General features: G+C 71.0%; 31 protein-coding genes. 12 read left to right on the forward strand and 19 right to left on the reverse strand.

Going from position 1 to position 26407, the window contains the following annotated elements; genetic code table 11:
• Positions 1-15: 15 nt before the first annotated feature.
• Both VGF64_01100 and VGF64_01105 read left to right on the forward strand, forming a co-directional pair.
• The gene (locus VGF64_01100; protein ID HEY1633326.1) at positions 16-1416 is read left to right on the forward strand and encodes a wax ester/triacylglycerol synthase family O-acyltransferase; all 1401 of its coding nucleotides are present in this window, start codon (positions 16-18) and stop codon (positions 1414-1416) included.
• 73 nt (positions 1417-1489) lie between these two features.
• Complete coding sequence (locus tag VGF64_01105; protein ID HEY1633327.1) at positions 1490-2329, forward strand: SDR family oxidoreductase; 840 nt, start codon at positions 1490-1492, stop codon at positions 2327-2329.
• A 13-nt stretch (positions 2330-2342) separates the two neighbouring features.
• Here VGF64_01105 and VGF64_01110 read toward each other — a convergent pair whose 3' ends face one another.
• Together VGF64_01110 and ligD (VGF64_01115) are read right to left on the reverse strand one after the other, a co-directional pair.
• Entirely contained in the window at positions 2343-2990 is a 648-nt protein-coding gene (locus VGF64_01110; protein HEY1633328.1) for a hypothetical protein, read from the reverse strand.
• Positions 2987-4453 (reverse strand): non-homologous end-joining DNA ligase, encoded by a 1467-nt coding sequence (gene ligD / locus VGF64_01115; GenBank protein HEY1633329.1) that lies wholly within the window; start codon positions 4451-4453, stop codon positions 2987-2989. Before ligD (VGF64_01115) ends, VGF64_01110 begins: the two co-directional genes overlap by 4 nt.
• Before the next feature lie 41 nt (positions 4454-4494).
• On the opposite strand from ligD (VGF64_01115), the gene ligD (VGF64_01120) reads away from it, so the two are divergent.
• Positions 4495-5445 carry a non-homologous end-joining DNA ligase gene (ligD, locus tag VGF64_01120; protein ID HEY1633330.1) on the forward strand — a complete coding sequence of 317 codons (951 nt, stop codon included), beginning with the start codon at positions 4495-4497 and terminating at the stop codon, positions 5443-5445.
• A gap of 15 nt (positions 5446-5460) precedes the next feature.
• Positions 5461-6204, forward strand: coding sequence for a pyrimidine reductase family protein (locus VGF64_01125; GenBank protein HEY1633331.1), 744 nt, complete (start codon positions 5461-5463; stop codon positions 6202-6204).
• Here the strand turns inward: VGF64_01125 and VGF64_01130 are convergent.
• Genes VGF64_01130 through VGF64_01145 form a run of 4 tightly spaced genes read right to left on the reverse strand, consistent with a single transcriptional unit; the run spans position 6193 to position 10301 of the window.
• Entirely contained in the window at positions 6193-7212 is a 1020-nt protein-coding gene (locus VGF64_01130) for a PHP domain-containing protein (protein ID HEY1633332.1), read from the reverse strand. The two genes, VGF64_01125 and VGF64_01130, sit on opposite strands and share 12 nt — an antisense overlap.
• Before the next feature lie 9 nt (positions 7213-7221).
• Entirely contained in the window at positions 7222-8487 is a 1266-nt protein-coding gene (locus tag VGF64_01135) for an MFS transporter (GenBank protein HEY1633333.1), read from the reverse strand.
• Positions 8488-8505: 18 nt separating this feature from the next.
• On the reverse strand, positions 8506-9300 hold the full coding sequence (locus tag VGF64_01140) for a slipin family protein (GenBank protein ID HEY1633334.1): 795 nt from the start codon (positions 9298-9300) through the stop codon (positions 8506-8508).
• A 44-nt stretch (positions 9301-9344) separates the two neighbouring features.
• The gene (locus tag VGF64_01145; GenBank protein HEY1633335.1) at positions 9345-10301 is read right to left on the reverse strand and encodes an LLM class F420-dependent oxidoreductase; all 957 of its coding nucleotides are present in this window, start codon (positions 10299-10301) and stop codon (positions 9345-9347) included.
• A gap of 37 nt (positions 10302-10338) precedes the next feature.
• On the opposite strand from VGF64_01145, the gene VGF64_01150 reads away from it, so the two are divergent.
• From VGF64_01150 to VGF64_01160, 3 genes are all read left to right on the forward strand, one after another.
• A complete protein-coding gene (locus VGF64_01150; GenBank protein HEY1633336.1) occupies positions 10339-10476 on the forward strand; it encodes a hypothetical protein in 138 nt (45 codons plus the stop codon).
• 56 nt (positions 10477-10532) lie between these two features.
• Positions 10533-11705, forward strand: coding sequence for a steroid 3-ketoacyl-CoA thiolase (locus VGF64_01155; GenBank protein HEY1633337.1), 1173 nt, complete (start codon positions 10533-10535; stop codon positions 11703-11705).
• A gap of 106 nt (positions 11706-11811) precedes the next feature.
• A complete protein-coding gene (locus tag VGF64_01160; protein ID HEY1633338.1) occupies positions 11812-12642 on the forward strand; it encodes a polysaccharide deacetylase family protein in 831 nt (276 codons plus the stop codon).
• Between the two features lie 29 nt (positions 12643-12671).
• Here VGF64_01160 and VGF64_01165 read toward each other — a convergent pair whose 3' ends face one another.
• Genes VGF64_01165 through VGF64_01175 form a run of 3 tightly spaced genes read right to left on the reverse strand, consistent with a single transcriptional unit; the run spans position 12672 to position 14397 of the window.
• Positions 12672-13454 carry an anti-sigma factor gene (locus VGF64_01165; protein ID HEY1633339.1) on the reverse strand — a complete coding sequence of 261 codons (783 nt, stop codon included), beginning with the start codon at positions 13452-13454 and terminating at the stop codon, positions 12672-12674.
• Positions 13451-14011 (reverse strand): sigma-70 family RNA polymerase sigma factor, encoded by a 561-nt coding sequence (locus tag VGF64_01170; protein ID HEY1633340.1) that lies wholly within the window; start codon positions 14009-14011, stop codon positions 13451-13453. The genes VGF64_01165 and VGF64_01170 overlap by 4 nt, the downstream gene beginning before the upstream one ends.
• Complete coding sequence (locus VGF64_01175; GenBank protein HEY1633341.1) at positions 14008-14397, reverse strand: hypothetical protein; 390 nt, start codon at positions 14395-14397, stop codon at positions 14008-14010. Before VGF64_01175 ends, VGF64_01170 begins: the two co-directional genes overlap by 4 nt.
• On the opposite strand from VGF64_01175, the gene VGF64_01180 reads away from it, so the two are divergent.
• A complete protein-coding gene (locus VGF64_01180) occupies positions 14369-14569 on the forward strand; it encodes a cupredoxin domain-containing protein (protein HEY1633342.1) in 201 nt (66 codons plus the stop codon). The genes VGF64_01175 and VGF64_01180 overlap by 29 nt on opposite strands.
• 58 nt (positions 14570-14627) lie before the next feature.
• On the opposite strand, the gene VGF64_01185 is transcribed toward VGF64_01180, so the two are convergent.
• Positions 14628-15014 carry an SCP2 sterol-binding domain-containing protein gene (locus VGF64_01185; GenBank protein ID HEY1633343.1) on the reverse strand — a complete coding sequence of 129 codons (387 nt, stop codon included), beginning with the start codon at positions 15012-15014 and terminating at the stop codon, positions 14628-14630.
• A 51-nt stretch (positions 15015-15065) separates the two neighbouring features.
• Positions 15066-15953, reverse strand: coding sequence for a mycothiol conjugate amidase Mca (gene mca / locus VGF64_01190; GenBank protein HEY1633344.1), 888 nt, complete (start codon positions 15951-15953; stop codon positions 15066-15068).
• Positions 15954-16060: 107 nt separating this feature from the next.
• Here mca and VGF64_01195 point away from each other — a divergent pair, with 107 nt between their 5' ends.
• Positions 16061-17572, forward strand: coding sequence for an AMP-binding protein (locus VGF64_01195; GenBank protein ID HEY1633345.1), 1512 nt, complete (start codon positions 16061-16063; stop codon positions 17570-17572).
• A gap of 48 nt (positions 17573-17620) precedes the next feature.
• On the opposite strand, the gene VGF64_01200 is transcribed toward VGF64_01195, so the two are convergent.
• Both VGF64_01200 and VGF64_01205 read right to left on the reverse strand, forming a co-directional pair.
• Positions 17621-17809, reverse strand: coding sequence for a hypothetical protein (locus tag VGF64_01200; GenBank protein HEY1633346.1), 189 nt, complete (start codon positions 17807-17809; stop codon positions 17621-17623).
• An 83-nt stretch (positions 17810-17892) separates the two neighbouring features.
• The gene (locus VGF64_01205) at positions 17893-18093 is read right to left on the reverse strand and encodes a DUF3185 family protein (GenBank protein ID HEY1633347.1); all 201 of its coding nucleotides are present in this window, start codon (positions 18091-18093) and stop codon (positions 17893-17895) included.
• Between the two features lie 209 nt (positions 18094-18302).
• Between VGF64_01205 and VGF64_01210 the strand changes: the two genes are divergently transcribed.
• Both VGF64_01210 and VGF64_01215 read left to right on the forward strand, forming a co-directional pair.
• Positions 18303-20243, forward strand: coding sequence for a peptidoglycan-binding domain-containing protein (locus tag VGF64_01210; protein ID HEY1633348.1), 1941 nt, complete (start codon positions 18303-18305; stop codon positions 20241-20243).
• Between the two features lie 72 nt (positions 20244-20315).
• Entirely contained in the window at positions 20316-21314 is a 999-nt protein-coding gene (locus VGF64_01215) for an alpha/beta hydrolase (GenBank protein HEY1633349.1), read from the forward strand.
• Here VGF64_01215 and VGF64_01220 read toward each other — a convergent pair.
• Together VGF64_01220 and VGF64_01225 are read right to left on the reverse strand one after the other, a co-directional pair.
• Positions 21304-21708: an SHOCT domain-containing protein gene (locus tag VGF64_01220; GenBank protein HEY1633350.1), complete on the reverse strand. Its 405-nt coding sequence runs from the start codon at positions 21706-21708 to the stop codon at positions 21304-21306. The genes VGF64_01215 and VGF64_01220 overlap by 11 nt on opposite strands.
• A gap of 145 nt (positions 21709-21853) precedes the next feature.
• Entirely contained in the window at positions 21854-23098 is a 1245-nt protein-coding gene (locus tag VGF64_01225) for an acyl-CoA dehydrogenase family protein (GenBank protein HEY1633351.1), read from the reverse strand.
• 58 nt (positions 23099-23156) lie between these two features.
• Here VGF64_01225 and VGF64_01230 point away from each other — a divergent pair, with 58 nt between their 5' ends.
• Positions 23157-23945 carry a thioesterase family protein gene (locus tag VGF64_01230; GenBank protein ID HEY1633352.1) on the forward strand — a complete coding sequence of 263 codons (789 nt, stop codon included), beginning with the start codon at positions 23157-23159 and terminating at the stop codon, positions 23943-23945.
• 58 nt (positions 23946-24003) lie between these two features.
• On the opposite strand, the gene VGF64_01235 is transcribed toward VGF64_01230, so the two are convergent.
• The 4 genes from VGF64_01235 to VGF64_01250 are packed head-to-tail and all read right to left on the reverse strand — an operon-like array spanning position 24004 to position 26396.
• The gene (locus tag VGF64_01235) at positions 24004-24765 is read right to left on the reverse strand and encodes a gamma-glutamyl-gamma-aminobutyrate hydrolase family protein (protein ID HEY1633353.1); all 762 of its coding nucleotides are present in this window, start codon (positions 24763-24765) and stop codon (positions 24004-24006) included.
• Positions 24766-24785: 20 nt separating this feature from the next.
• Positions 24786-25790: a DUF6687 family protein gene (locus VGF64_01240; protein ID HEY1633354.1), complete on the reverse strand. Its 1005-nt coding sequence runs from the start codon at positions 25788-25790 to the stop codon at positions 24786-24788.
• A 3-nt stretch (positions 25791-25793) separates the two neighbouring features.
• The gene (locus VGF64_01245) at positions 25794-26075 is read right to left on the reverse strand and encodes a 4a-hydroxytetrahydrobiopterin dehydratase (protein ID HEY1633355.1); all 282 of its coding nucleotides are present in this window, start codon (positions 26073-26075) and stop codon (positions 25794-25796) included.
• Positions 26076-26126: 51 nt separating this feature from the next.
• Positions 26127-26396 carry an acylphosphatase gene (locus tag VGF64_01250; protein HEY1633356.1) on the reverse strand — a complete coding sequence of 90 codons (270 nt, stop codon included), beginning with the start codon at positions 26394-26396 and terminating at the stop codon, positions 26127-26129.
• Between the last annotated feature and the right edge of the window lie 11 nt (positions 26397-26407).

Consider the following 26407-nt stretch of genomic DNA (forward strand, 5'->3'; position numbering starts at 1 on the left):
ACTACCCTGACGGCGATGTCACAGGACGCACAGCCGGGCTCGGTGCCGCTCACCGGCCCCGAGGCCCTGATGTGGACCGTCGAGCGAGATCCGGTGTTGCGGTCGTCCTTCCTCAACCTGACGCTGCTCGATCGGGCCCCCGACTACGACCGCTTCTACGCCCGCATGGCCAACGCCGTCCGGGGCCTGCCCCGGCTTCGCCAGCGGGTCGAGCTGGCCCCGTTGCCGTTGGCACCGCCGGAGTGGGTGGACGACCCTGAGTTCGACCTCGGTTACCACCTTCGTCGGATCGCGCTCCCAGAACCGGGGACGGACCGTCAGCTGCTCGATCTCGGCGCCATGTGGTTGCAGGACCCCTTCGACCAGCGCCGGCCCCTCTGGCAGATGAGGGTCGTCGAGGGCTTGTCGGGTGGCCGGGCCGCGCTCCTGGCCAAGCTCCACCACGCCGTGACCGATGGCGTGGGAGGCGTCCGCTTGTCGACCAGCTTCATCGACCTGTCCCGCGACGCCCCCGGCCCGGAGCCCGTGAGCGGTGACGGCGCCCCCCGACCGTTCGACAGCGGACCGGTCCGGCTGATGACCGAGATGCGCCGCCAGCTCGGCCGGGTCCCGCACGCTGTCACCGGCATGTGGACCGGCGCCGTCGAGATCGCGTCGCACCCCCAGTCTCTCGGTCGCGATACGGCGGACGTGATGGAGAGCGCCCGGTCGATGGTGCGCCAGGCGCTGGTGACCGACGGCGCCCGTTCGCCGCTGTGGGCCGGACGGCGGTCGACCGCCCGTCACTTCGAGGTGCTGAGCATCGACCTCGACGAGGCGAAGCGGACCGCCGGTGCCCTCGGGGGCACCGTCAACGACGTGTTCGTGACCGGCGTCGCTGGAGGCGCCGCCGCCTATCATCGGGCCCGCGGGGTCGACGCGGACGAGCTGCGGATCTCGATGCCCGTGAGCACCCGCCACGATCGCTCGGCGGGCGGCAACTCGTTCACCCCGGCTCGGGTGCTCGTGCCGGCCGGGATCCTCGACCCCGTCGAGCGGTTCCGGGCCGTCCACGACCGCCTCGCCAGCGTCAAGGCCGAGCGGGCGCTGGGCCTGGCCGACGCGCTGACCGGCGTGCTGACCGGCCTGCCCGGTCCGCTGCTCACCCGGCTGGTCCGCCAGCAGGTGGAAACGGTGGACCTGGCCGCATCCAACGTGCGCGGCGCACCGGTCGACATCTTCGTGGCCGGGGCGCTCGTCCTGTCCAACCATCCGATGGGCCCCACTGGTGGCACCGCCTTCAACGCGAGCGTGCTGTCGTACCGCTCCCAGCTCGACATGGGCATCAACAGCGACTCGGCCGCCATCGACGACCCGGTCCTCCTTCGTCACTGCATCGCCGAGTCCCTCGCCGAGATCATGGCGGCGGCACCCTGACGCGAACCTAGGCACTGCGCGCCTGCGGCTTGACCCTCGGGCCGGCCTCCCGGGCCGGCCTAGGATCGGCGCCATGGAGCTCGACGACCGGGTGGTGGTGGTCACAGGCGGCGCCAGCGGCATCGGTCGGGCCCTGTGCCGGCGCTTCGCCGCCGAGGGGGCTCGGGCCGTCGTGGTGGCCGACATCGCCGCGGATGGCGCCCGAGCCACCGCCGCCGAGTTGCAGGACGAGAACGGCGCGACGACGCGGGCGCTGGCCGTCCCGACCGACGTCACCCGCGAGGGCGACATCGTCGCGCTGGTGGAGCAGACGGAGCAGACCTTCGGTCCCGTCGATCTGTTCTGCTCGAACGCCGGGATCGCCATCGGTGGTGGGGCCGAGGTGCCCGACGAGTCGTGGGAGACGATCTGGCACGTCAACGTCATGGCCCACGTCTACGCCGCCCGGGCCGTACTACCGGGCATGCTCGCCCGGGGTGAGGGCTACCTGCTGAACACGGCATCGGCGGCGGGACTGCTCACCAACCTCGGCGCCGCCCCCTACTCGGTCACCAAGCACGCGGCCGTCGGCCTGGCCGAGTGGCTCGCCATCACCCACGGCGACGCGGGGATCAAGGTCTCGTGCCTGTGCCCTCAGGGCGTGCGCACGTCGATGCTCGAGGGCGGCCTCGATCCTGCACATGACGAGGGTGGCGACCAGTCGTTCCCCGCTGGTCAGGTGGTGGTGGCGTCCGGCGACGTGCTGGAGCCGGAGGACGTCGCCGAGGCCGTGGTCGACGGACTGCGGGAGGAGACCTTTCTCATCCTCCCCCATCCGGAGGTGGGCGAGTACTTCCGCCACAAGGCCGGTGATTACGACCGCTGGCTTCGAGGCATGCGGCGGCTCCAGCAGCGGCTGATTGCCCCCGAATGATCAGATCGGCGGATCAGGTCAGGATGTTGACCGCCCGGGCGGCGACCACCGCCACGGTCACCAACGACACCGAAGCCTGCAGGAGCATCAGCAGCTTGCTCCACGGACTGAGCGGCATCGTGTCCGTCGGGCTGAACGCTGTGCAGTTGGTGAATGACGTGTACAGGTAGTCGACGAAGCCCGGCATCCAGTCCTGCACGGCAACATCGGGCGTCGACATCTGGGGAAAGAGGAAGTCCGGACGCCGGCGCTCGCCGAACGCACGCGCCACGGGACCACCCCGGTCGAGCTCCCAGTACCACAGCGTGAAGACGAGGACGTTGGTGATCCAGATCTCGATGGCGGACAGGATCAGCGACCGACCGCCGAGCTTGATCCCGTGGAGCAGCCCGTGCACCAGCAGCCCGGTGGAGAAGGCGTTGAACAGCGAGATGAGCGCGATCAGCGTCACCGAGGCGGCGCGGGTCGCCTGCGTCTCCCTCGTCAGACGGACCGGGTTGGCGATGAGGAGCGGGATGATCAGGGCCGCCTCCAGGGCGGGCAGGATCCACTTCGGTCCCAGCACGAACTTGCCCGGGAGGGCGAAGTACATGCCGAGCGCGGCGGCGACGGTGGCGATGGCCGGCCACCGGTGCTCGCCCAGCTTGAGCTCGGGGCTCACACGTCGTCTCGCGCCACGGCGCGCGGGTCGACGTCGGTGCGCATGCCCTTGTAGCGGGGGGCCCGCAGCGTGCCCAGGTGGGTCCACTCGCTGAAGGCCACCTCGGCCACCAGGGTGGGCTCGACGAAGTGGCCCTGCCTGGTCACCTCGGCCGGCAGCGGTGGCGGTGGTGTGAACGGGCTCGTGGCGCGGGCGAGCGGCGCCAGCAGGCCGTCCAGGCGTTCCAGCTCCTGGTCGGTGAAGCCGCTGCCCACTCGGCCGGCGTAGCGCAGCTCGCCGCCATCGTGGTACCCGACGAGGAGGGCACCGAGTCGGCCGGACCTGTTGCCCTGTCCGCTCAGCCAGCCGCCGACCACCAGGTCCTGGCGGTTCACGTTCTTGACCTTCACCCAGGACGGCGAGCGGCGGCCCGGCCGATACACGCTGTCGAGACGCTTGGCCACGAGCCCCTCGAGCCCGCGGGCGCGAGTCGCGTCCAGCAGCGCGGCCCCGTCCCCCACGTGATAGGTCGGCGTCTGCCACGACGAATCGGAGAGTGACAGGCCCTCGAGCAGTCGGCGGCGCTCGGTGTACGGCAGGGCGATGGTCAGGTGGCCGTCGAGGTACAGCACGTCGAAGAGCATGTAGACGACCGGTACCTCACGGAGCACGCGCCGCAGCGCCGAGCCCTCGGCCACGTTCATGCGCTGCTGAAGCTTCCCGAAGTCGGGCCGGCCCTCGTCATCGAGGGCCACGACCTCGCCGTCGAGGACGACCTCGTGCGAGGAGACGACGTCTCCCAGGCCTCGCAGCTCCGGGTAGCGCGTCGTTGCGTCCAGCAGCCGCCGACCCTGCAACTTCACCGTGCCGCCGGCCACGAAGGCGATCATCCGCACGCCGTCCCACTTGATCTCGTAGCCCCAACGCCCGTCGTCGGTCGGCAGGATCTCGGACGAGCTGGCCAGCATCGGGGCCAGATGCTCGGGCATCGGCTCCCGCTCCGGGTCCTGAGGAGGATCCATCCGGTGGATCATCCAGCGGCCCTCTCCCGTCCGGAACAGGGCGTAGCGCCCGTCGACCCGCTCCCCGTGCAGCGTGACGATCACCTCGCGGCCGTCCCATTTGTGACAGTCGTAGGTGCCCCGGTCCCAGATCATCATGGTGCCGGCCCCGTAGCTGCCGGTCGGGATGTCCCCCGTGAAGTCGAGATACGACAGCGGGTGGTCCTCGGTCGGAACGGCGAGGTGGTTCACCTTCGGGTCCGGGGGCACGCCCTTGGGCAGCGCCCACGAGGCGAGGACGCCGTCTCGCTCGAGCCGCAGGTCCCAGTGGAGCCGCCGGGCGTGGTGCTCCTGGACCACGAAGCGGGGCAGATCCCCGGCCCCGGGTGCTGCCTCGTCGGGACGCGGGCGTCGCTCGGTATCCGGCTCGGGCGTGGCCGAGAAGTCCCGCTTGGCCTTGTAACTGTCGAGCTTGTCGCTCATCTGCGTCTCCAGACGACCCGTCGCCTGCAATCATGCCCTCGATGGCATCCTCCTCAGGCAGCGTCGAGGTCGAGCTCGAGGGGCGCCGGCTCAAGCTCTCGAACCTCGACAAGGTCCTCTACCCCGAGTCCGGGTTCGCGAAAGGCCAGGTGATCGACTACTACATGCGGGTCGCCTCGGCGCTGCTCCCCCACCTCCGCCGCCGGCCCCTCACCCTGAAGCGCTACCCCAACGGCGTGGACGCCGGGTTCTTCTACGAGAAGCAGTGCCCGTCGCACCGCCCTGACTGGGTCCAGACGGTCGAGATCCCGAGCGAGCGCACCAAGGGGAAGGCGGTGAACTACTGCACGGCCGACGACCTGCCCACCCTGGCCTGGCTCGCCAACCTGGCCGCCATCGAGCTGCACCCCCTGCTTGCGCGGGCCGATGGAGCCGATGACGAGTCGTCGCGCGACGCCGTGAACCGGCCCACCATGGTCGTCTTCGACCTCGACCCGGGACCGCCGGCCGACGTGGTGACCTGCGCCCAGGTGGCGTGCTGGCTGCGGGAGGTCCTGGACGACCTGGGCCTCGCATCCTTCCCGAAGACCTCAGGCTCCAAGGGCCTCCAGGTCTACGTCCCCCTCAATACTCCGCACACCTACGACGAGACCAAGCCCTTTGCCCACGCCATCGCCCGACTGTTGGAGAAGCACCACCCCGACCACGCCCTCGAGAAGATGGACAAGAGCCTGCGGCGGGGCAAGGTGCTCATCGACTGGAGCCAGAACCACATCACCAAGACGACCATCTGCGCCTACTCCCTGCGGGCCCGGCCGCAGCCCACGGTCTCGACACCGATCTCGTGGCAGGAGGTCGAGAGCGGGCGCGACGCGGACGGCGCGTCGCAGCTCCATTTCGAGGCCGATGAGGTGTTGGAGCGGCTTGATCGGTCGGGGGACCTGTTCGCGCCTGTCCTCGAGCTCGAGCAGCGCCTCCCCCAGATCGGCTGAGGAAACCAGCCCGTCGTGCGCCGATTGCTGCCCGACCCGGCCGGCGACGTCGATCTCGACGAGGCCTACGCCCTCCCGGGGCCGGCCCGACTCCACGTGCGGGCCAACTTCGTGACGAGCGTCGACGGCGCCGCCGAGGTGGGGGGTCGCTCCGGCGGCTTGTCCTCGGACGCCGACCATCGGGTCTTCTCGGTGCTCCGGGGCCTGTGTGACGTGGTCCTGGTCGGAGCGGGCACCGTGCGCCAGGAGCGCTACGGACCGGCCCGGCCGAGCGAGGAGCGTCGCGCCCGGCGACAGGCGCACGGCCTCGCCGCCGTGCCCCCCATCGCAGTGGTCACCTCTCGGATCGACCTCGACCTCGAGAGCGCCTTCTTCACCGACGCCGCGACCCCCCCGGTGATCCTCACGACCGACGCCGCCCCCGCCGACCTCCGACGCCGGGCCGCCCAGGCGGCCGACGTGGCCGTCTGCGGCGACACCGCGGTGGACCTGGCCTCGGCCGTGCAGGCACTCGTCGAGCGAGGTCTCACGCGCGTGCTGTGCGAAGGTGGTCCCCACATGCTGGACCAGCTCGTCACCACCGGCCGCCTCGACGAGCTCTGCCTCAGCCTGTCCCCGGTGATCGCCGGTCCCGAACGCCTGCGTATCATCGGCGGCCCCGCACTGGACGAGCCGGCGCGTCTCGAGCTGGCCCACGTCCTCGCCGCCGACGGAATGCTGTTTCTCCGCTACCAGGTGGACCCGCGCTCAGCGGTCTGACGCGTGTGACGCCGCCCACTCGAGCAGGCGCTCGGCGGGCCAGCTGTTGACGATCGAGTCGATCTGCACCCCGCAGTCCGCCGCCCGCTCGCAGCCGAAGGGCTGCCACTCCAGCTGCCCCGGCGCGTGGGCGTCACTGTCGATCGACAGCTTGCAGCCGGTGTCGACCACCTGACGGAGCAGGCGTTTGGGAGGGTCGAGGCGCTCGGGGCGGCAGTTGATCTCCACCGCCTTGTCGAAGGTGACAGCGGCGCCGAACACCTCGTCGGCGTCGAAGCTCGACTCCGGCCGCCCGCGACCGACGACCATCCGTCCCGTGCAGTGCCCGAGGATGTCCACGTGTGGGCTGCTCAAGGCGGCCACCATGCGGCGGGTCATGCCCACCGCATCCATTCGCAGCTTGGAGTGGACGCTTCCCACCACGACGTCGAGGCGGGCCAGCAGGGCCTCGTCCTGATCGAGCGCGCCGTCCTCGAGGATGTCCACCTCGACGCCGGTCAGGATGCGAAATGGGGCCAGCTTGGCATTGACCTCCTCGACCACCTCCAGCTGGCGCTCGAGACGCTCGGCCGTCAGGCCGTGGGCCACCGTGAGCGACGGCGAGTGGTCGGTGAGCACGACGTAGTCGTGGCCCAGGGCGGCCGCGGTGCGGGCCATGGTCTCGATGGGACTTCCGCCGTCGGACCAGTCGGAGTGGGTGTGACAGTCGCCGCGCAGCTGGGACCGGATCCCCGCCCCCGGGCCTGGATCGGGCGCTGGCGCTGCCTCGAGGCGGGCCAGGTACCCCGGCACTTCCCCGGCCAGCGCCTCGTGCACCACGCGCGCCGTCGTGTCGCCGACGCCGGGCAGCTCCTGCAGCCGCCCGGTCCGATCACGCTCGGCGAGCTCTTCAGGACTGATGGCTGACAACGTCGCGGCTGCCGTCCGAAAGGCCCGCACCCGATAGGCGCGCTCGCCCTCCCGCTCCAGCAAGAAGGCGATCCGCTCGAGGGTCTCGACCGGTCCCATGGTTCTCTCCTATGCCGCACTGGACGTGATGGCGTCCAGAGTCGTCGGGACCCGTCGCGGGTCGTCGAGCGATTCCGCCAGGTGCGGGCGGCGGAAGTAGAACGCCACCAGCACGGCGAGGAGCAGCACAGCCGTGCCGACGACGACGGTTCGTAGACCGACCCTGTCGGCGACTGCCCCCTGGATGATGGCACCGATGGGATAGATGACGCCCAGGGCCAGCATGTAGAGGCTGAGTATGCGGCCCCGCAAGGCTTCCGGCGCCCGCAGCTGCACCACCGTGTTGAGGCCGGCAAGCACCCCGATGTAGGCCGCCCCCACCGCCAGCAGGGCGACCGCCGCCAGCGCCAGCGAGGTCGCCAACCCGTAGAGGATCAGGAGGACGGGCAGCAGGCCGAGGTCGACGAGCAGGAGCCGGCGGCGCCCGATGCGCCCGGCCACCGGCGTCAGAGCGAGGGCGCCGATGACCGCGCCGATCCCCTGGGCGGTGATCAGCACCGCCGTGCCGCTCGCCTGGTGGTGGAAGAGCTTGATCGCCACGGCCGGGACCAGGGCGATGAAGGGAGAGGCCAGGAGGGCGACGACCGCGATGAGGCCGATGGCGGCGCGACAGCCGGGCTCGGCCGCCGCCGCCCGGGCCCCGCTGGCGATCCGGGCCAGGAGGCGGCCCTGCTCCCGCGGCCGGGCGCCAGGACGGAACCGCACCAGGAGCAGGGCGATCAGCACCGCCCCGAACGAGGCCGCGTTGATGCCGAAGGCCCAGGTGTAGGAGCCCACGGCGATGGCGACGCCGGCCAGCGCGGGCCCGATCACCCGCCCCAGGTTCCACTGGGCCGACGACAACGAGATGGCGCCCAGCAGGTCGTCAGGTCCCACCAGGTCGGGGAGCATGGCCTGGTAGGCGGGCAAGCCGATGGCCGTCATTGCGCCCCCACCGAGCACGATCAGGGTGACCCACACCGGGCTGGCGTTCCCTGTGGCGGCGAGGGCCGTGAGGATCCCCGCGAAGACCGTCTCGCCCACGGTGGTCAGGAGCAGCCAGCGGCGCCGGTCGTGCCGGTCGGCCATGGCGCCTCCGACCGGGGACAGCAGCCCCATCGGGAGGAAGGCGGCGGCGGCCACCAGGCCCGTCCACCGCGCCTGTCCGGTGTGAATGGTTACCAGCACCCCCACGGCGATCGTCTGCATCCACGAGCCCACGTTGGACACCAGCGCCGCCGACCAGACCAGGGCGAAGTCCCTGTGGCGCAGCGGGCGCAGCGAGGCCGGGGGCACACCGGGGAGGTTAAAGCGTTAGTGCCTTCCGGCGTCGCGGAACGCCGCCAGCATCTCGACCGGGATGGGGAACACGAGGGTCGAGTTCCGCTCCGTCGCCACCTCGGCGAGGGTCTGGAGGGTGCGCAGCTGGAGCGCGCCGGGGCTTTCGTACATCCGGTCGGCGGCCTCGGACAGCTCCCGGCTGGCCTCCAGCTCACCGGTGGCGGCGATCACCTTGGCCCGTCGTTCGCGCTCGGCCTCGGCCTGGCGGGCCATCGCCCGCAGCAGCTCCTGGGGAAGGGTGATGTCGCGCACCTGGACCTGGCGCACCTCGACGCCCCAGCCGCCGGTGGAGGAGGCGATGGTCGCCCGCAGCTCGTCGTTGACCTGCTCCCGGTGGGCGAGCAGGTCGTCGAGGTGGTGACGGCCGATGATCGAGCGCAGGCTGGTCATGGCCACCCGCTGACTGGCGAAACGGAAGCTGTCGACTCCGATGATGGCCTTCACCGGATCGATGACCTGGAAGTAGGCCACGGCGTCGACCTGGACGGTGACGTTGTCTGCGGTGATGACCGACTGAGGCGGGATGTCGATGACCTCGACACGGAGGTTCACCTTCACCACCCGGTCCACGCCCGGGATGCGGGTGATGATCCCCGGTCCCTTGGCCGCGCTCTTGATGCGGCCGAACCGGAAGAACACGGCCCGCTCGTACTCGGTCACGACTTTGACCGAGATGGCGAGTACGAAGAGGAAGACGACGACGACGCCAGCGACGGAGCCGCCGACGATCGCGCCGACGTTGGCGTCGGCAACAACAGGCGCAACCATGCTCCACAGTTTCCCACCCTGGGATCAGCGGTGCGCCGCGGGTCTCACCCGGCTGCTGGTGCGAGGTCCCGGACGGCCTGGCGGGTGTCGACGCCGAAGGGCAGGATCGCCAGCGCCGTGGTGGTGACGCCGTTGGCGACGTAGCGCTGGATGTGGGCCCGGCACGCCTCGGGAGAGCCGTGGACGATGAGGTCGTCGACCACCTCGTCGGGGATGGCGGCCGTGGCCGCTTTGCGATCTCCCGCCTGCCATGCCTTCCACATGGGCTCGAGCTGCGGCCCCCGGCCCAGCCACTGGTGGAAGGCGGCGTACACCCCGACGTTGAGGTAGGCGGCCAGGGCGAAGCGACCCATCGAGCGCACCGTGTCGGCGTCCTCCGACGGGCATACGAAGATGCGGGCCACGATCTCCTTGCCCGGCCCGACCTCGGGCACCACGCGGGCGACATCCTCCGCGGACAGCCAGTTGATGATGGCGCCGTCGCCCTCCCGGCCGGCCAGGTGCAGCATGCCCGGGCGGAGGGCGGCGACGAGGATGGGGGGCGGCTCGGCAATGCGCCGCCCCAGACGGAACCCCCGCACCCGGAAGGTCTCGAACTCATGGCTGACCTTCTCGCCCGTCATGGCCTGTCGCAGGAAGCGGACCATGTCCCGGGTCCGCTTGTAGGGCTCCTCGAAGGGGATGTCGTTCCAGGCCTCCACGATCACATCGGAGGACGTGCCGATGCCCAGGGCGAAACGGCCGGGCGCCGCCTCGGCCATGCTGGCCACGCTCATGGCCATGAGCCCTGGTCCCCTCGTGAAGGCGGGGACGATCGCCGTTCCCAATCGCAGCGAAGGCGCCCACGCCGCGGCGAGAGCCAGTGGCGTGAAGGCGTCGGTGCCTCCGGCCTCGCTGGACCAGGCGTCGGTGTAGCCGAGGTCGACCAGCTCCTCGATCCACGAGCGCTGTTCGTGGAGCGGCAGGCCGTCGAAGGGGATGGTCATTCCGTAGCGGGGCATGGGCCCGAGTGTTACACCCTCACGCCACCATGGCCGCATGGAACGACAGCTCGTCCTCATCGAGAACAACGAGTCCGATTGGCGTCTCGACGAGCGCACCCGGCAGGTGGGGCGGGAGGGTGTGGCCGCGGCGCGGGTCGCCCTCCGGGAGGCGCTTCGGCACAAGGCCGCCTGAGCCGTGGCCGGCATCGACCCCCTCGGCCACGATCCGGGCGCCGATAGGCTGAGCCCATGGCCGATGTCGTGATAACCGAAGCCGTCCGCAGCCCGATCGGTCGCCGGGGTGGCGGCCTGTCGACGGTGCACCCTGCAGATCTCCTCGGGGCCGTACAGGCCGAGGCGGTCAGCCGGGCCGGCATCGACCCGGCCGAGGTCGACCAGGTCGTGGCCGGCTGTGTGACGGCGGTGGGCGAGCAGTCCTACAACATCGCCCGGACGGCATGGCTGGCGGCCGGGTTGCCGCTGACCGTTGCGGCCACGACCGTCGACAGCCAGTGCGGCTCGTCGCAGCAGGCCACCAACCTGGCTGCTGGTCTCATCGCGTCGGGGGCGGCCGATCTGGTGCTGGCCTGCGGCGTGGAGTCGATGAGCCGGGTGCCGCTCGGCGCCAACACCAAGGCCGGTCCCGGGCGGGCCATCCCCAAGTCCTACTTCGCCCGCTACGAGTTCGCGTCCCAGTTCGAGGGCGCCGAGCGCATCGCCGACAAGTGGGGCGTGACCCGCTCGGACGCTGACCAGTTCGGTCTCACTTCGCAGCGGCGCGCCGGCCGGGCCCGTGACGAGGGCTGGTTCGAGGCCGAGAGCTTCGCCATCCACGCTCCTGACGTCGACGAGGACGGCAAGCCCACGGGGTCGACCCATCTGATCGCCGCCGACGAGGGTCCCCGGGAGACGTCCCTGGAGAAGCTGGCCACCCTCAAGCCGGTGGCCCGGGAGGACGGGATCCACACCGCCGGCACGTCCTCGCAGATCTCCGACGGCGCTGCTGCCGTGCTGCTGGCGTCCCCCGCCAAGGCCGCCGCCCTGGGCCTTCCGACCCGAGCCCGGATCACCCACCAGTGCCTCGTTGGCGTGGACCCGGTCCTCATGCTCACCGGCCCGATCGATGCCACCCAGCGCATCCTCGACCGGTCCGCCCTGTCGCTCCACGACATCGACGTGGTGGAGATCAACGAGGCGTTCGCCTCGGTCGTGCTGGCGTGGGAGCGCGAGCTGCATCCCGACATGGAGCGGGTGAACCCCGGCGGTGGCGCTATCGCCCTGGGCCATCCCGTCGGGGCCACCGGCGCCCGGCTGATCACGACCGCCCTCCACCACCTCGAGCGGACCGACGGCACCCGGGCGCTGGTCACCATGTGCTGCGGCGGCGGATTGGGCACGGGCACCCTCATCGAGCGCAGCTGACCGTCGATCGCCGAAGACGACTGGCTCCTCGTTTTCACAAGAACGGGGGCCCAGCCGAGGGGTGCCGGTCACTCACCGCCCGCGAGCAGCAGGTACCGTCGACGCCGTGGCCAGTCTCGTCGAGCGGCTCGGGTACGCCCCCGACGCGAAGCTTCTGATCATCAACTGCGACGACCTGGGGTCGAGCCACGCCGCCAACGTGGGGGTCTACGAGGCCGTCCGCTCGGGAGTGGCCACCAGCGCAAGCCTCATGGTGCCCTGCCCGTGGGCGCGGGAGGCGGCGGCCCGGTATCGGGGCGAGGACGTGGGCGTCCACCTGACGCTCAATGCGGAGCACGACCTCTACCGCTGGGGCCCCATCACCCACGCGCCGTCGCTGCTCGACGGCGACGGCGGCTTCCCGCGCACGGTGACCGACGTCTGGGACCACGCAGACCTGGACGAGGTGCGACGTGAGTGCCGGGCTCAGGTCGAGCGGGCCATCTACTGGGGTTTCGACGTCAGCCATCTCGACTCGCACATGGGCACGCTGCAGCTGCGGCCCGAGTTCTTCGACGTCTATCTGGAGCTGGCGGTCGACTTCTCGCTCCCCATCCGGCTGTCGGGAGCGTCTAGCGAGGGGCACATCGGGTTCCCGTTCCGGCGGCTGGCGGCCGAGGAGGGCGTCGTCTTTCCCGACCACCTCGTCGTGGTCAACGCGGTGGGGAGCCGTCGGGCCCTCGAGCGGGCCCTGCTCGATCTTCCCCCGGGCGTCACCGAGGTCTACGCCCATCCGGCGGTGGACACCGGAGAGCTGCGGGCCCTCAGCCCCGACTGGTCGGGCCGGGTCGACGACCACGACCTGCTGACCAACGACCACTCGCTGCCGGCCCTGGCCGCCCGGGCGGGAGCCACCCTGATCGGGTATCGGGCCCTGCACCAGCTGATGCGCAGCTGAGCTGAGAGCTGGCCCGGGACGCCGGCGCGCTAGCTCAGGGTGCCCGACACGACCGCAGGGTTGGTCGTCGACGTCACCCCGCCGAACGGCTCGACGGTGACGACCAGGGTCGACCCCCCGCTCGGCGAGCCAAGGCTGAATGCCGCCTGTTGCGGGTCGGCGCCCAGGACCCCGAGGGAGACCTGGCGGGTCCCCGTGACCGCCCACAGCTGGTAGGTCTGACCTGACGACAGTGGGCGGAGGTCCACCCTCACCAGGTAGCCGGTGCCGCTGGGTAGGACCACGCCCTGTACCGACTGGTTGCCCTGGGTGGCGCGTAGGTCGAGGCGCCGGGCCTGGGGATCGAGCACGGCTGCCGTCGCCGCCTGCGAGAGCCCGTGGCCCGGATTGGCCTGGGCCAGGCTGTTGACCCGGTTGTCCAGCCGATTCACTTGGAAGGCGAGCAGGCCGATGACGACGGCCGCGACGGCGGCGACCGCAGCCAGGCCCGCCGCCAGGCGTCGTCGGACCGTCCGCCGCGGTGGAGACAGCTCGGAGACAGGGGCGAGGCCCAGGTCCGGGGGCGCCTCTTCCAGGTTGGCTGCGATCCGATCCCAGAGCCGCTCCGGCGCCTGGGTCCCGACGTTGCCGAGCAGGGCGGCCACCTCCCGGTGCTCGGCGACCTCGGCCCGGCACCGCGGGCACTCGAGCAGGTGGAGCTCGATCGCCTCGGCCTCGGGTCCGTCGACGGCATCGAGGGCGTAGGACCCGAGCAGGGCTTCCAGCTCGGCGTGGCTGAGGTGGCGGGGCACGTCGCCCTCCGGTGTGCTCATGAGCCGGCCACACCGCTGTCGGCCAGACCGGAGCGCATCCGCTTGAGGCCGGCGCGGATGCGACTCTTGACCGTTCCCTCGGGCTGATCGAGCAGGACGGCGACCTCCCGGTAGGTGTGGCCCCCGAAGTAGGCCAGCTCTATCGCCCGGCGCTCGTCCTCGGGGAGGTCCGACATCGCCTCCTTGACGTGGTCGGCGACCGACAGGTCCCACACCTCGTGCTCGAGGTCATAGCCCGCGGTGGCCGTTCGCCTCGCCTCCCGCTCCTCTCGCCGACGGCGCGACGACTCTGCCCGCAGCAGGTCGACGGCGCGGCCGTGGGCCTGGGCGAGCAGGAACGAGCGCAGTGACCCTCGCTCGGGATCGAACTTCTCGGGTCGGTGCCACAGGCGGAGGAACACCTCCTGGATAACCTCCTCGGCCGCGCTCACCTCCCCCAGGACTCGTCGGGCCAGGGCGAAGACGGCGCCGGCATGGCGTCGATAGGCCTCGGCGAGGGCGTCCTCGCGCCACCTCCCGATGGCGACGACGAGCGTGGCGTCGCTGGCCTCGTTCATGTCGTACGGCTTCGTGATCGTTGTTCGAGGCTGACGGTCGACACGGATGACACTGGTGGCGCCGGGCCCCCGTGGTCTAGAACGGACGTCAAAGGTCGTAGCGACCGGGCGGAAGGAAAGGAGCGGACGGTGCGACATTTCACGAAGGCAACCAGCGCGGCGGTCATCGGGCTGGCTGCAGGGCTGAGCGCCTGCGGCGGCGGCAGCAGCACGTCGAGCAGCACGACCACCAGCACAACGAGCGCGGCCAGCACGAGCACGACCAGCTCGAGCACCACAGCCACAACGGGCGGCGGCGGAGCGTCCGCGACGTCGATCAACATCCAGAACTTCGCCTTCCAGCCCGCCAGCACGACCGTGAAGGCGGGCGCCAGGATCACAGTCAAGAACAGTGACAGCGTGGCTCACACCGTCACGGCCGACAACAATGCCTTCAACACCGGCGATATCAGCGCCAGCGGGACCAAGACCTTCACCGCGCCCAGCAACCCGGGCTCGTTCCCGTACCACTGCTCGATCCACCCGTTCATGCACGGGACGCTCACCGTGACAAGCTAGGAACGGCAGAAGGGGCGCCCTGAGAGGGCGCCCCTTCTATGTCCGGATCAGGTTTGGCTTAAAAGTCGGTGATGCCCTCGATCTGGGTCTGGAGCTGCTTGTACTCCGGAGCGTTGGTAAGCGGCAGCAGCGACATGAGCTTGGCCATGTTGCCCGTCACCTTGACCCGGCCCTGCATGAACGCAGCGTTGGCGTCCAGCTCGCCCTTCTGGATCTTCTGGGCGTCCTCATAGGTCTGGGTCAGGGTCACCTCGGCGTCGGGGAGATCGCCGACCTTGCTCTCCTTGAGCTTGCCGTTCTCGAGCAGCCAGTAGTAGTGGACGTCGCCGTCGGGTCCGCCCGTGACGACGTACTGCATGCGGGCAGACGCACCCGGTCGCTCGGGCTGGCTCTCGGCCAGCTTGCGCGTCTCATCGAGCCACTCCTGGCTCAGCCACTTCGACATGATGATCGCTTCCCCTCGCTCTGGTTGTATCGCGCTATAGACGACCGGATGCTACCGGCTGACGCGATCCCTGATCCCGGCGAACAGGTCGTCCTCGGCCTCGGCCGGGGATCCGCCGTTGTCTCCGTCGACGAGCGAGCGAGCCAGGACGTATTCATCGAAGGGATGTATGGTCCGGGCCACCTCGGGCGGCAGGCCGAACCAGAACGGGGAGGTCGGATCTACCTGGGTGGCGTGGGCCAGGAGCGCCTCGGGACGCACGTCGGCCTGCTCGGAGACGTCGATGCTGGTGGTGATGTGCTGCTCCGGGCGTTCTCCGTCCGTCCACTCCTTCGGGAAGGGCGATTCGAGGCCCAGCTCCAGGAACTTCTCGTGGGTGGCCAGGACGCGGGCCCGGGACCAGACCGTGTAATAGAGCTTGAGCGCTTGCCACGCCGGGTCGGGGCCCGGGTAGGCCTCGGGGTCAGCGGCTGCCTCGAAGGCGGCCACGCTGATGTCGTGGACCCGGATGTGGTCGGGGTGGGGATAGCCCCGGTGATCGTCACCGTAGGTCACCACGACCTGGGGACGAACCCGGCGGATCACCGCCACCAGACGCCCGACCGCCTCGTCGAACGGCGCCTGCACGAACGATCGGGGATCTTCGTTCTCGGGTGTGCCAGGCATGCCCGAGTCCCGGTAACCCAGGAGGACGACCTCGTCGTAGCCGATGATCTCCGTCGACTTGCGCAGCTCCTCCATGCGGATCTCCGGCAGGCGGTCGCGCACCTCGGGCCGATCCATGGCCGGATTGAGGATGTCGCCCGACTCACCACCGGTGCAGCACACCAGCACCGTGCGGGCGCCCTCCTGGTGGTACAGGGCGACCGTCCCCGCGCCCTTCGAGGCCTCGTCGTCGGGATGGGCGTGCACGGTCAGCAGGCACAGCGGCGCATCCATGTGCGTACGCTATTCGGCTCGACTCCCGGTGCCGGTCGCATCGGGCCGGCGGGCGGCGGCTTCCGAGCCGGTTCTCGCTGCGCGACGATCGGCCGGTGGAGCACCCCGTGGCCGACTCTGGCCCCCCGCCATGGGCCGCGCACCTTCCGGTAGGGCTGGACCCGACCCAGGTCGACCTGTTCGGAGATGGGAGCCTGGTCCGGGCCTGGACCCGGCGATGGACCGAGGACCCTGATCGGCCCACGCTCTGGGACGATCAGCGCGGGTGGCGCACGGCGGGCCAGCTGGAGCGGTCGAGCCGCCTGGCCGCCACCCGCCTGCACCGCGCCGGCCTCCGCCCCGGTGACCGGGTCCTCCTGAGCGCGCCGGCCTCTACGGCCCTCGTCGAGGCCTATCTCGGTGCCCTTCGGCTCGGCGCGGCCGTGGTCCCGCTCAACACGGCCTACCGCCAGCGCGAGGTCGCCCACATCGCGCTCGACGCCGAACCACGGGCTGCGGTGGTGGACGACCCCGAGCGGGCCGCATGGATCCGCCAGGCGGCCGGCGACGTGATCGTGGTCGCTCCGGACGTCGACCTGCCCGATGGCCCGGTGCCCGATCTCGACGCCGTTGGCCCCGACGACCCCGCCCTGGTCTGCTACACGTCGGGTACGACCGGTGCGCCGAAAGGCGCCCTCTTGCGCCATGGCAACCTCCTGGCCAGCGCCGAGGGGCTCCGGCTGGCGTGGCGGTGGACCGAGCAGGATCGCCTCGTCCTGGCCCTCCCGCTGTTTCACCTGCACGGGCTCGGCGTGGGGCTCCACGGGACCTTGTTGGCCGGCGCGTCGGCGATCCTCCTCCCCCGCTTCGAGGTCGACACGGTGCTCGACGCCAGCCTCCGGCATCAGGCCACCCTGTTCTTCGGCGTACCGACCATGTACTCCCGGCTGGCGGCCTCGGCGCGGCTCGGGGAGCTGGGCCGGCTGCGGCTGTGCGTGTCGGGCTCGGCGCCACTGTCGCCCACCGTCTTCGAACGGGTGGCTGCGGGGTCTGGCCAGCGGGTGCTCGAACGCTACGGCATGACCGAGACCCTGATGAACGTCTCGAACCCCTACGACGGGGAGCGCCGACCCGGCACCGTGGGCTTTCCTCTGCCCGCCGTCGACGTGCGCCTGGCCGCTCACCCGCGGGGCGAGATCCTCGTCAAGGGCCCCAACGTCTTCAGCGGTTACTGGCGGTCCGAGGCGGCGACGGCCGCCGTGTTCGACGACCACGGCTGGTTCCACACCGGCGACGTCGGCGAGCTCGACGAGACGGGCTACCTGCAGATCGTCGGACGGAGCCGGGAGCTGATCATCACCGGCGGCTTCAACGTCTACCCCCGCGAGGTCGAGGAGGTGCTCCTCCTGCACCCGGGTGTCGCCGAGGCCGCCGTCGTCGGCACGCCGTCGGAAGAATGGGGCGAGGTCGTGACCGCGTATGTCGTGGCCGGTCACCCCAGACCCGGCACCGAGGAGGTCCTCGAGCTGGCGGCCGAGCGCCTGGCCCCCTTCAAGCGCCCCCGGGTGCTGCGATTCGTCGACTCCCTCCCGAGGAACGCCCTAGGGAAGGTCCAGCGGGACGAGCTGACACGCGACTGAGCCCCGCCCGTCTCGGCGGGCAGCTGGCGAAGCGCGGCCTCGCGGTGCTCAGTCGGGGGCCGTGGCCGCGATGCCGTGGCCCTGGCTCGGGTTGACCACCCAGGCGTAAGCCTCGGCCAACTGCAGCAGCGACCTTGGGCTGCCCGCGTTCTCCGCCCACCCGGTGATCTGGGCGAGCAACGCCTTCTCCGCCGCTTTCACCGCTGCGGCTCTGTCATCGTCATCCGCGTACGCCATGGCGGCGAAGGTAGCCGGCCGAGGCACCAGCCAGGCCGGCCGGTGTCGGGAGGTGGTCGACTCGGTCTAGACCCGAGGCGGGATCAGAACACCCGCGTCGCCAACAGGATCCCCAGCAAGACGAGCACGACGCCCGCAACCGGGAAAACCCATGTCATCTCGGACGTGGTCGTCGAGACGGCGGCCGAACCGCGGCGGGAGGCGACGCTCGATCGGGCCACCCGGGCGAAGGCCAGCCCGACGCCCACGACGATGAGGACGATACCCAGGAGGATGTGCTTCATAGGAGGCGGACTCTAGACCCGCTGCGGACCCCCGGTGAAAGCCGTCCGGACGTCGATTGTCCGAAAAGTACTAGTACGCAGGGACTAAACCCCTGACGGCGAATCTCTGGTCTGGTTGTCGTCGGTGACTGGATCCAGGGGGCTCCGTTGCGCACCAGGAGATCTGCCAGGGGGTTCCCTTCGGGCGACGCCTCCGCGGGTGGACCCCGGTGACGGATCTCCGCTTCGAGGACTGCGCCGCGCCCCGGTCGGTGCGGCGGGCGGAGGCGATCGAGCGGGCGACATCCTCTCCGCTCTTCTTCGTGCGGGCTGTGGCCCGAGCCCTCCTCGCTGTCGATGCCGGCCTCCTGCCGACCAGGCGGCGGGCGCGACGGGCCGGCCGCACTGTGGGGCGGCTGGCGACGCTCCTGGCTCTGCCGGTCACGCTCCCCCAACGCGGACTGGCCCGCTTCGTCTCGACCCCTCGAGCGCCAGCGGCGGCGCCCGAGTCGGTACCTCCCGAACCCCTCGGACCACAGCCGGTCCCGACCCCTCGAGGTGCGCCGGAGGTCGTCGAGCGCCTCAGGTCCCGAGCCCGGGTGCTCGGAACCCCGGCCACGGCCTCGGCCGTCCTCGCCGATCTGACCTGGCCCGCCCGCTCGCTCGTGCCTCGCCATCCCGTCACCGCAGGCGTCGCCACCCTGCGGCGCCTGCCCGTCGCTCTGGCGGAGGCCAGGCGGGCACCGGTCACGCTGGCCAAGCTGGCGCTGGCCAGCTCGATGACCCTCACGATCCTCGGTGGCAGCGCCGCGGCCGCAGCCCACTCCAGTGGTGGGGCGGGAGGCATCGCCGGCCAGGTGCGCTCGGCCCTCCCCGGGACTTCGGGCGCCACCCTCGCCGGGGCCCACCCGGAGGTGGCCGGCAAGGCCGCTCCAGGTCACGGGGCGGTTGCGAGCAGCGCTGGGCGCGGCCCGGTCACCGGGACCATCCCTCCGACCACTGCGCCAGTTCCCACCGGCCCCCCCGTTGTCCCGACCCTGCGGGGCGGGCTGCCACCGGGCAAGGGCATGTGGCTCTTCGAGCCCGAGAAGGTCGAGGGTGGCAACGTGTCCGCCATCGTGGCCAAGTCCGTGGCCACGGGACTCCACTACCTCTACGTCCATGTGGGTTCGAGCACCGGGGGCTTCTTCGGCCAGGGCTTCCTCGATCAGCTCCTGCCAGCGGCCCACGCCGCCCACATCCGCGTCTACGGATGGGACTTCCCGTACTTCACCCCTCCCCAGGCCGACGTGAGCCGGGCGGTGGCCGAGATCAACTACCGGACGCCGAGCGGTGACCGGATCGACGGCTTTGCCGGCGACATCGAGCCGGAGCCGGGCGTCAACCTCTCGGCCGCCACGGCCGGTGCCTACTCGTCGGGCCTGCGCGCCGCGGTGGGTCCCGCCTATCCGCTCATCGGCGTGGTGCCCCGTCCGAACGGCACCGGATATCCGTTCAGCGCGGTCATGTCGCACTTCGACGCCGTCGCCGTGATGGACTACTGGCTCGATCGCGAGCCCGGAGCCGACATCGCCGGAGCCGACGCCAACCTGGGCGGCCTGAGCGTGCCCATGATCCCCATCGGTCAGGCCTACAACGGGGCGGAGGAGGGCGTGCCTGGCAACCCCTCAGCCGCCGCCATCCTGCGCTTCATGCAGGTGGCCGAGCAGACCGGCGCGGTAGGGGTGTCGTTCTGGTCCTGGCAGGACACCACGCCGGAGGAATGGGATGCCATCCGCGGCGCCCCGCAGTTCAGCCTGCCCACCGCGCCCGCGCCGATGACCCAGGGCCAGATCCGCACCTGGCAGGTGCTGGTCAACAGCCTGGGCTTTCCCACCCCTCCCACCGGGGTGTGGGACCAGTCGAGCGTGACGGCCGTCTCCAACTATCAGCGCGCCGCCCACCTGCCCGTCACCGGGGTGGTGGACGATGCGACGAAGGCCGTCATCCTCACCCCGTTCCCTCCACCCATCCAGCCCCCACCAGCGCCGGCACCGGCGCCCCCACCCGCACCGGCCCCCGCACCTGCGCCCGCACCCGCACCGACCCCGCCACTGCCGCCCAACCCGCTCCTCCCGTTCCTCTCTGGCTCGCAGGGCATGGGCACGACGACGACGGCACCCGCCCACTGATCCCATTCGGCCTGGCGTCGCGGTGGCGAGCGTCACCGTCTCCGGCGCTCGACCCCGGGTAGAACAGGTTCCGTGGCGTGGCGGCTTGGGGACCAGGACGGGAAATGGATGGTGCCCACGGGTAGAGAGCTCGAGCTACCCGGTCGGGGGACGACGTTCGTCCGTGAGGTCATCGGGCCCCGACGAGCACCCACCGTGATCCTGCTGCATGGCCTGGCGGCGACTGGCGGCCTCAATTGGTTCGCCGCCTTTGGTCCTCTCGCTCAGCAGTTCCGGGTCGTGGCCATCGACCACCGGGGGCACGGGCGCGGCCTGCGATCTCCGGCGCCGTTCAGCCTGGACGACTGCGCCGACGACGTCGTGGCCGTGGCCGACCAGCTGGGCATCGACACCTTCATCCCGGTCGGGTACTCGATGGGCGGGCCGATCGCCCAGCTCGTCTGGCGACGACACCCAGAGCGGGTCGACGGCCTGGTGCTGTGCGCGACGAGCCGGGACTTTCGGGGCCGCTGGCACGAGCGGTTGCAGTTCGCCGGCCTCGGGCTGGTGGTGACCGGCCTTCGGCTCGCTCCCCTGCCCGCCCTGGAGCGACTGGCCGAGCAACTCCCCGAAGAGCTGGCCGACGTCGCCAGCCGGCGCTGGGCCCTCGACGAGCTGCGCCGCCACGACGTCCGCTGCGTGCTGGAAGCGGCGGAGACCCTGGGCCGCTTCAGCTCCAGGGACTGGATCGTCGACGTCGACGTGCCCGTGTCCGTCGTCGTCACCTCCCAGGACCGCCTGGTCCCGCCGAGACGGCAGGTGAAGCTGGCGTCTTCGATTCCGACAGCCGTCATGCACGTGGTCGACGGCACCCACCTCGCGGCCGGCACCGACCCCGACGGGTTCGCAGCGACGCTCGCCGATGCCAGTCGCCAGGTCGCCGCCCGGGCCGCCAAGCGCCCACAGGCTCGCGGGCGCAGAGGTGCGGTCGTCCTGTCACCGGTGGCGCGCTGGCTGGCGGCCACCCGTCGCCGCTGGAGGCTCCGGCGCTCTGCCCCAGCTCGTCGCTGGGGGCGCCGCGTTACTGGCTGACGGCCTTGGCCTTCAGCCGCTCGAACTCCTCGTCCGAGATCACGCCGCGGTCCTTGAGGTCGGCCAGGCGGCTCAGCTCGTCGGCGGTCGACCGACCGTTGCCGCTGGTGCCGGCAGCCTGCTGCACGTACTGACGGAACGCCTGGTCCTGAGACTGGGCGGCCTCGACGGCGCGCTCGTGCATCTTCCCGCCGCGGAGCAACAGGTAGGCGAAGACACCGAGGTACGGAATGAGCACCACCAACAGGACCCACACCATCTTGCCGACGCCCGTGAGGTCCTTGCTGCGAAAGATGTCGACGAACACCGTGATGGCCAACCAGATCCAGATGATCCAGAAAAAGAAGACCAGGAATGACCAGAACACCTGGCCGTCACCGAAAGTTGCCAGCACCGGGATCCCCCTTGAATATTGCCGCCGGGTCGGTTTGCCCCGTGGTCAGGGCAAGGCGAAGACCAACCCGGATGCAGTGTGACACGGGGACAGACGGCCCGCTCAGGCTTCTCCGAGATCACCAGCCGCCGGGTCTGTTTCTCCCCTACTTCGACCTGGGGATGTCCTTCCAGGGCAGGTCCCGGTCGACCGACGGCTCCTTGGGCAGGCCGAGCACCCGCTCGCCGAGGATGTTGCGCATGATCTCCGAGGTCCCGCCCTCGATGGTGTTGGCGCGCGACCGGAGGAAGCCCCGCACTGTCGACCCCGCCTGCTCGTCCGAGAGCGGCCACGCCATCGCCCTGGCGCCCAGGATCTCGACGGCGAGATCCTGCACCCGCTGGTTGTGCTCAGCGGCGAAGAGCTTGGTGATCGAGCCCTCGGGCCCGGGCTGGCGGCCCGCACGGCGGGCCGCCGCCGCCCGGAAGTTCGTCATCTTCACCACCCGGCTCTCGATGACCGCCTGCATGAGGCGCTGACGGAGAATCGGGTCGTCCCAACGGCCCTGCGTACGGGCCACGCCCACGAGGCCGTCGACGGGTCCGCCTCCGACGCTCTCCCCGCTGGCGCTGCCCGCGCCCGAGAGGGCGACACGCTCGTTCATGAGCGTCGTCGTGGCCACCGCCCATCCCTCGCCCACGGGCCCCACGCGCGCCGTGTCAGGTATGCGGACCTCGGAGAAGAAGACCTCGTTGAACTCGGCGTCGCCGGTCATCTGCCGGAGGGGTCGTACCTCCACCCCGGGCGCCTTCATGTCGACGATGAAGTAGGTGAGGCCCTTGTGCTTGGGCTGATCAGGGTCGCTGCGGGCCACCAGCATGCCGAACGAGGCGATGTGGGCGAGGGTCGTCCACACCTTCTGTCCGGTGACGACCCACTCGTCGCCGTCCCGTACCGCCCGCGTGGACAGTCCGGCCACGTCGGAGCCGGCGCTGGGCTCGCTGAACAGCTGGCACCAGATCTCGCGGTGCTGGGCCATGGGGGCGAGGTACCGCTGACGCTGCTCCTCGGTGCCCCACTGCATGATCGTCGGTCCGCCCATGCCGATGCCGATGACGTTGAACGACCGGGGGACCTTGAAGCGCGTCAGCTCCTCGTTCACGATCCTCGCCTGCCCCGACTCCAGCCCGGCACCGCTGTACTCGCGGGGCCAGGTCGGCGTGGCCCAGCCGGCTTCACCGAGGCGGGCGCACCACTCGTCGTAGTCGACGAGCGAGCGGGCCCGATGGAGCTTGGCTGCGTCGCCGGTGTCGATGGCCTCGACCCACTGGGGAGGCAGGTTCTGCCTGAGCCACTCCACTACGGCCTGTCGGACCTCTTCGTCGGTGCGGGCGAGCTCGGTGACAGCCATACCTCCACCCTACTTGACCGTGTGGTCAAGTAGCACAGGCCGACAGTACGGTGGCGCCGTGGGAGCCCTGGACGACGACGTCAGCCTCGAACCCGCCGACCCTGGTCGCTGGCATGGCCGGCTGAGCGACCGGTGGAACATCGGGATCGGGATCAACGGGGGCTACCTTGCGAGCTTCGTCCTCAGCGCGCTGCGGGCCGAGTCTCCCGCTCCCGATCCGCTCACCATGACCGTTCACTACGTGCAGCGTCCGGTGCCGGGTCCCGCGGTGATCACGACCGAGGTCGTCCATGTCGGTCGGACGCACGCGACGGTGACCGCCCGTCTCGAGCAGGGCTCGGTCGCTGTGGCCGCCGCCCTGGCCACCTTCGGGCACTTGCGGGCACCGACACCGGTCGACTTCCAACCCCCGATGCCGGACGCACCCGATCCGGAGGTCTGTGGGGAGTTGGACCAACCGTCGGCACCGGACATGTCGCTGTTGGACCGCTTCCGGTACCGGGTGGCCTCGCCCGAAGATCGATTCGGCCAGAGGTCGGCTCCGGGGCCGGCGCGCTCGGGGGGCTGGATCAAGCTGGTGGACCGAGACCTCGACGCCTTGGCGGTGCCGCTCGTGATGGACTCGTGGCCGCCGGCCATCTTCTCCACCTTCCTCGGTGGCGGTGCCCCGACCATCGAGCTGACCGTCTACTGGCGAGCCCGCCCCCAGACCACCTGGCACCTCGCCAGCTTCACCTCGAGCGTGCTCGCCGGCGGCTACGTGGAGGAGGACGGCGAGCTGTGGGGTCAGGATGGCCGGTTGGTGGCGCAGAGCCGACAACTCGCCCGCTTCGTGCCGCCGGGCTGAGGCGGAATCGGAGCCGGGACGTCAACACGGCCCGCGCCCACTCGACGCCCGGCGCGGCTCACGCCTGATGGCGCAGATCGGCCCTGGCCCGGTCGACCACGGCGTCGAAGAGCGCCTGCTGGGTCGGATCCGTGGCCGCCGTCCGTTCGGGGTGCCACTGCACGCCGAGCGCCCACCGCGGACGCCCGCCGTCGTCGGTCGCCTGCCCGACGGCCTCGACGGCTTCGACCAACCCGTCCGCGCTCCAACCCACTGCGGCCAGGCCGGCTCCGAGTCGGTCGATGCCCTGATGATGCTGGGAGTTGCAGGCGGCGAGAGCAGGACCGCAGATCCCGGCCAGCGTCGTCCCCGCGGCGACGCGCACGGGATGGTCGACGGGGTCGCCGACGGGCGCCTGCCCGTGCTCGGCCATCGAAGCCACGTCGGGGAGGTGCTGATGGAGCGTTCCGCCCAGGGCCACGTTGAGGACCTGGACCCCGCGGCAGATAGCCAGGGTGGGCAGCCCGGTGCGGAGCGCCTCCTCGGCGAGCGAGAGCTCGAGCTCGTCACGATCGGGCTCGAGGTAGTCGGCGGGATGGGGTTGGCGCCCGTAGCGGTGGGCCTCGATGTCGCCCCCGCCGATGAGGAGGAGGGCGTCGAACGGAGCCAGGATCTCCGAGGGTGGCGCCCCGTCCGGAGCCGCCAGCGCCACGGGACGGGCACCCGCTCGCGACAGGGCGCCCAGATACTGGTCGGGAACGGCGTGACTGGCGTCGGCCCATCCCCGTACCCGCCCGGCAGCGAGCCGGACGGCGGGAACAGCGACGAGCGGCCTCGGCACGGTGTCGAGCTCCGTCGTCCTCAGCCGGGCCGGGAGGCGTAGGGGTCCCACGCAGGCGCGGCGGTGGCCAGGAAGCGCTCCACCATCGCCCGCAGGCGGGTCGGATCGATGTCACTCTCGTGCCCCTCGGCGAGCCGCAGGGAGGGCACCAGGGCAGCCACGCCGTCGAAGGACCAACGTGCTCCATTTCGCTCCGCGCCCTGGAGCTCCTCGGCCAAAGGACCGAGATCGACTCGCGGCAGTGGACGGCGGGACACGTACTTCACCCACGACTCGTAGCGGAACACGAGCTCGTGACGGCGGCCGTGGATCATGAGGATGCGCAGCGCCCTCGTCGCGTTGTTGATCGCCGCCGGATGGAAGGCCGTGTCCTGTCGGGAGCTGAACCGGGTGGCCAGGGCGGCCCGCCGGTCGGTCGGCACCCGCACCACGGCCAGATCGAGCTCTGGGACCTCGTCGATGGTGACGTCGCCGGCCGACAGGGCGTCCTCGGCTGAGGTCAGCGCAGCGTCCTCCTCCTCCCAGAGCGGCCGGTGGGCCTCGACGTCGTCCACCAGCTCGGGCAGCCTTCCCAGCAGCTCCTCGTAGAGCCCGGCGCAGAGATCGGGGTAGGGCGCCTCGAACAGGCGAGCCCCGAGCGGCGATCGTTCGGGATCGGCCAGTGCCGCCAGGGCGAAGCTGACCCGCCCCGCGTCGCGATCGGCGAAGGTGGCGAAGTCGCCGGCGGCGGCGACGTCCTCCAGGACGGCTCGACGGGCGCGGGCCTCGTCCGGCGCCACCAGGGCGTAGACCGAGACGAGCCCGTCCTGGTCGAAGTGGTCGTTGGAGACCGCCTCCGGGGCCGGCCAGTCATCGAGGCTGTCCAGGAAGCGGAAGGCGATGCGCGCCGAGGTGTCCTCGGCCAGAGCGGGAGGCGTAGGGCTCGCCGGCCAGTGGGACAACGTGAGCACGGTGTTCGGCAGGGCTGCGCCGTCGGCGATCACGTGCGGCCGTTCGGCGAGCAGGTCGGCGGGGGTGAAGCGCAACGGCTACTCAGCCGCCAAGCCGTCGATCTCCCGCGCCATGTCGAGGTCGGCTTGCGTCAGCCCGCCGGCGGAATGGGTCGACAGACGAAGGGTCACCGTGTTCCAGCGGATGTCGATGTCGGGGTGATGGTTGGCCGCCTCGGCCCGCGCGGCCACGGCGTTGACGAACACCATGGCGGCGGCGAAGTCGCGGCTCTTGTGCTCCTTCACCAGCTCGTCACCCTCACGTTCCCACTGCAGGCCGGCCAGCGCTGCCGAGATGGCGTCATCATCGAGGAGGGACATGGCCGACAGGCTATCGCCGGGTCTCGCCGATCCCTGCCGGCGGCGCGTCGATCAGACGATGCTGAAGCCCGCCTCCCCGCCGGGCTCCTCGTCGAGGACCTCGATGCCCGTGACCCGTGCCGACGGCGGGCCCGTCCGGCACCATGACACGAGCCCGGCGACCGCGTCCGGCTCGCCCTCGAACACCGCCTCCACCCGTCCGTCGGGCCGGTTGCGCACCCAGCCGGCCACGCCGGCGCCGACCGCCTCGCGCCGACAGTCGTCGCGAAAAAACACTCCCTGGACTGTTCCGGACACCAGGACCCGGCGCCTGACCCTCACCGGCGCGCGGT

The organism is Acidimicrobiales bacterium (assembly GCA_036491125.1).
In the GTDB taxonomy this organism is placed as follows: Bacteria; Actinomycetota; Acidimicrobiia; order Acidimicrobiales; family AC-9; genus AC-9.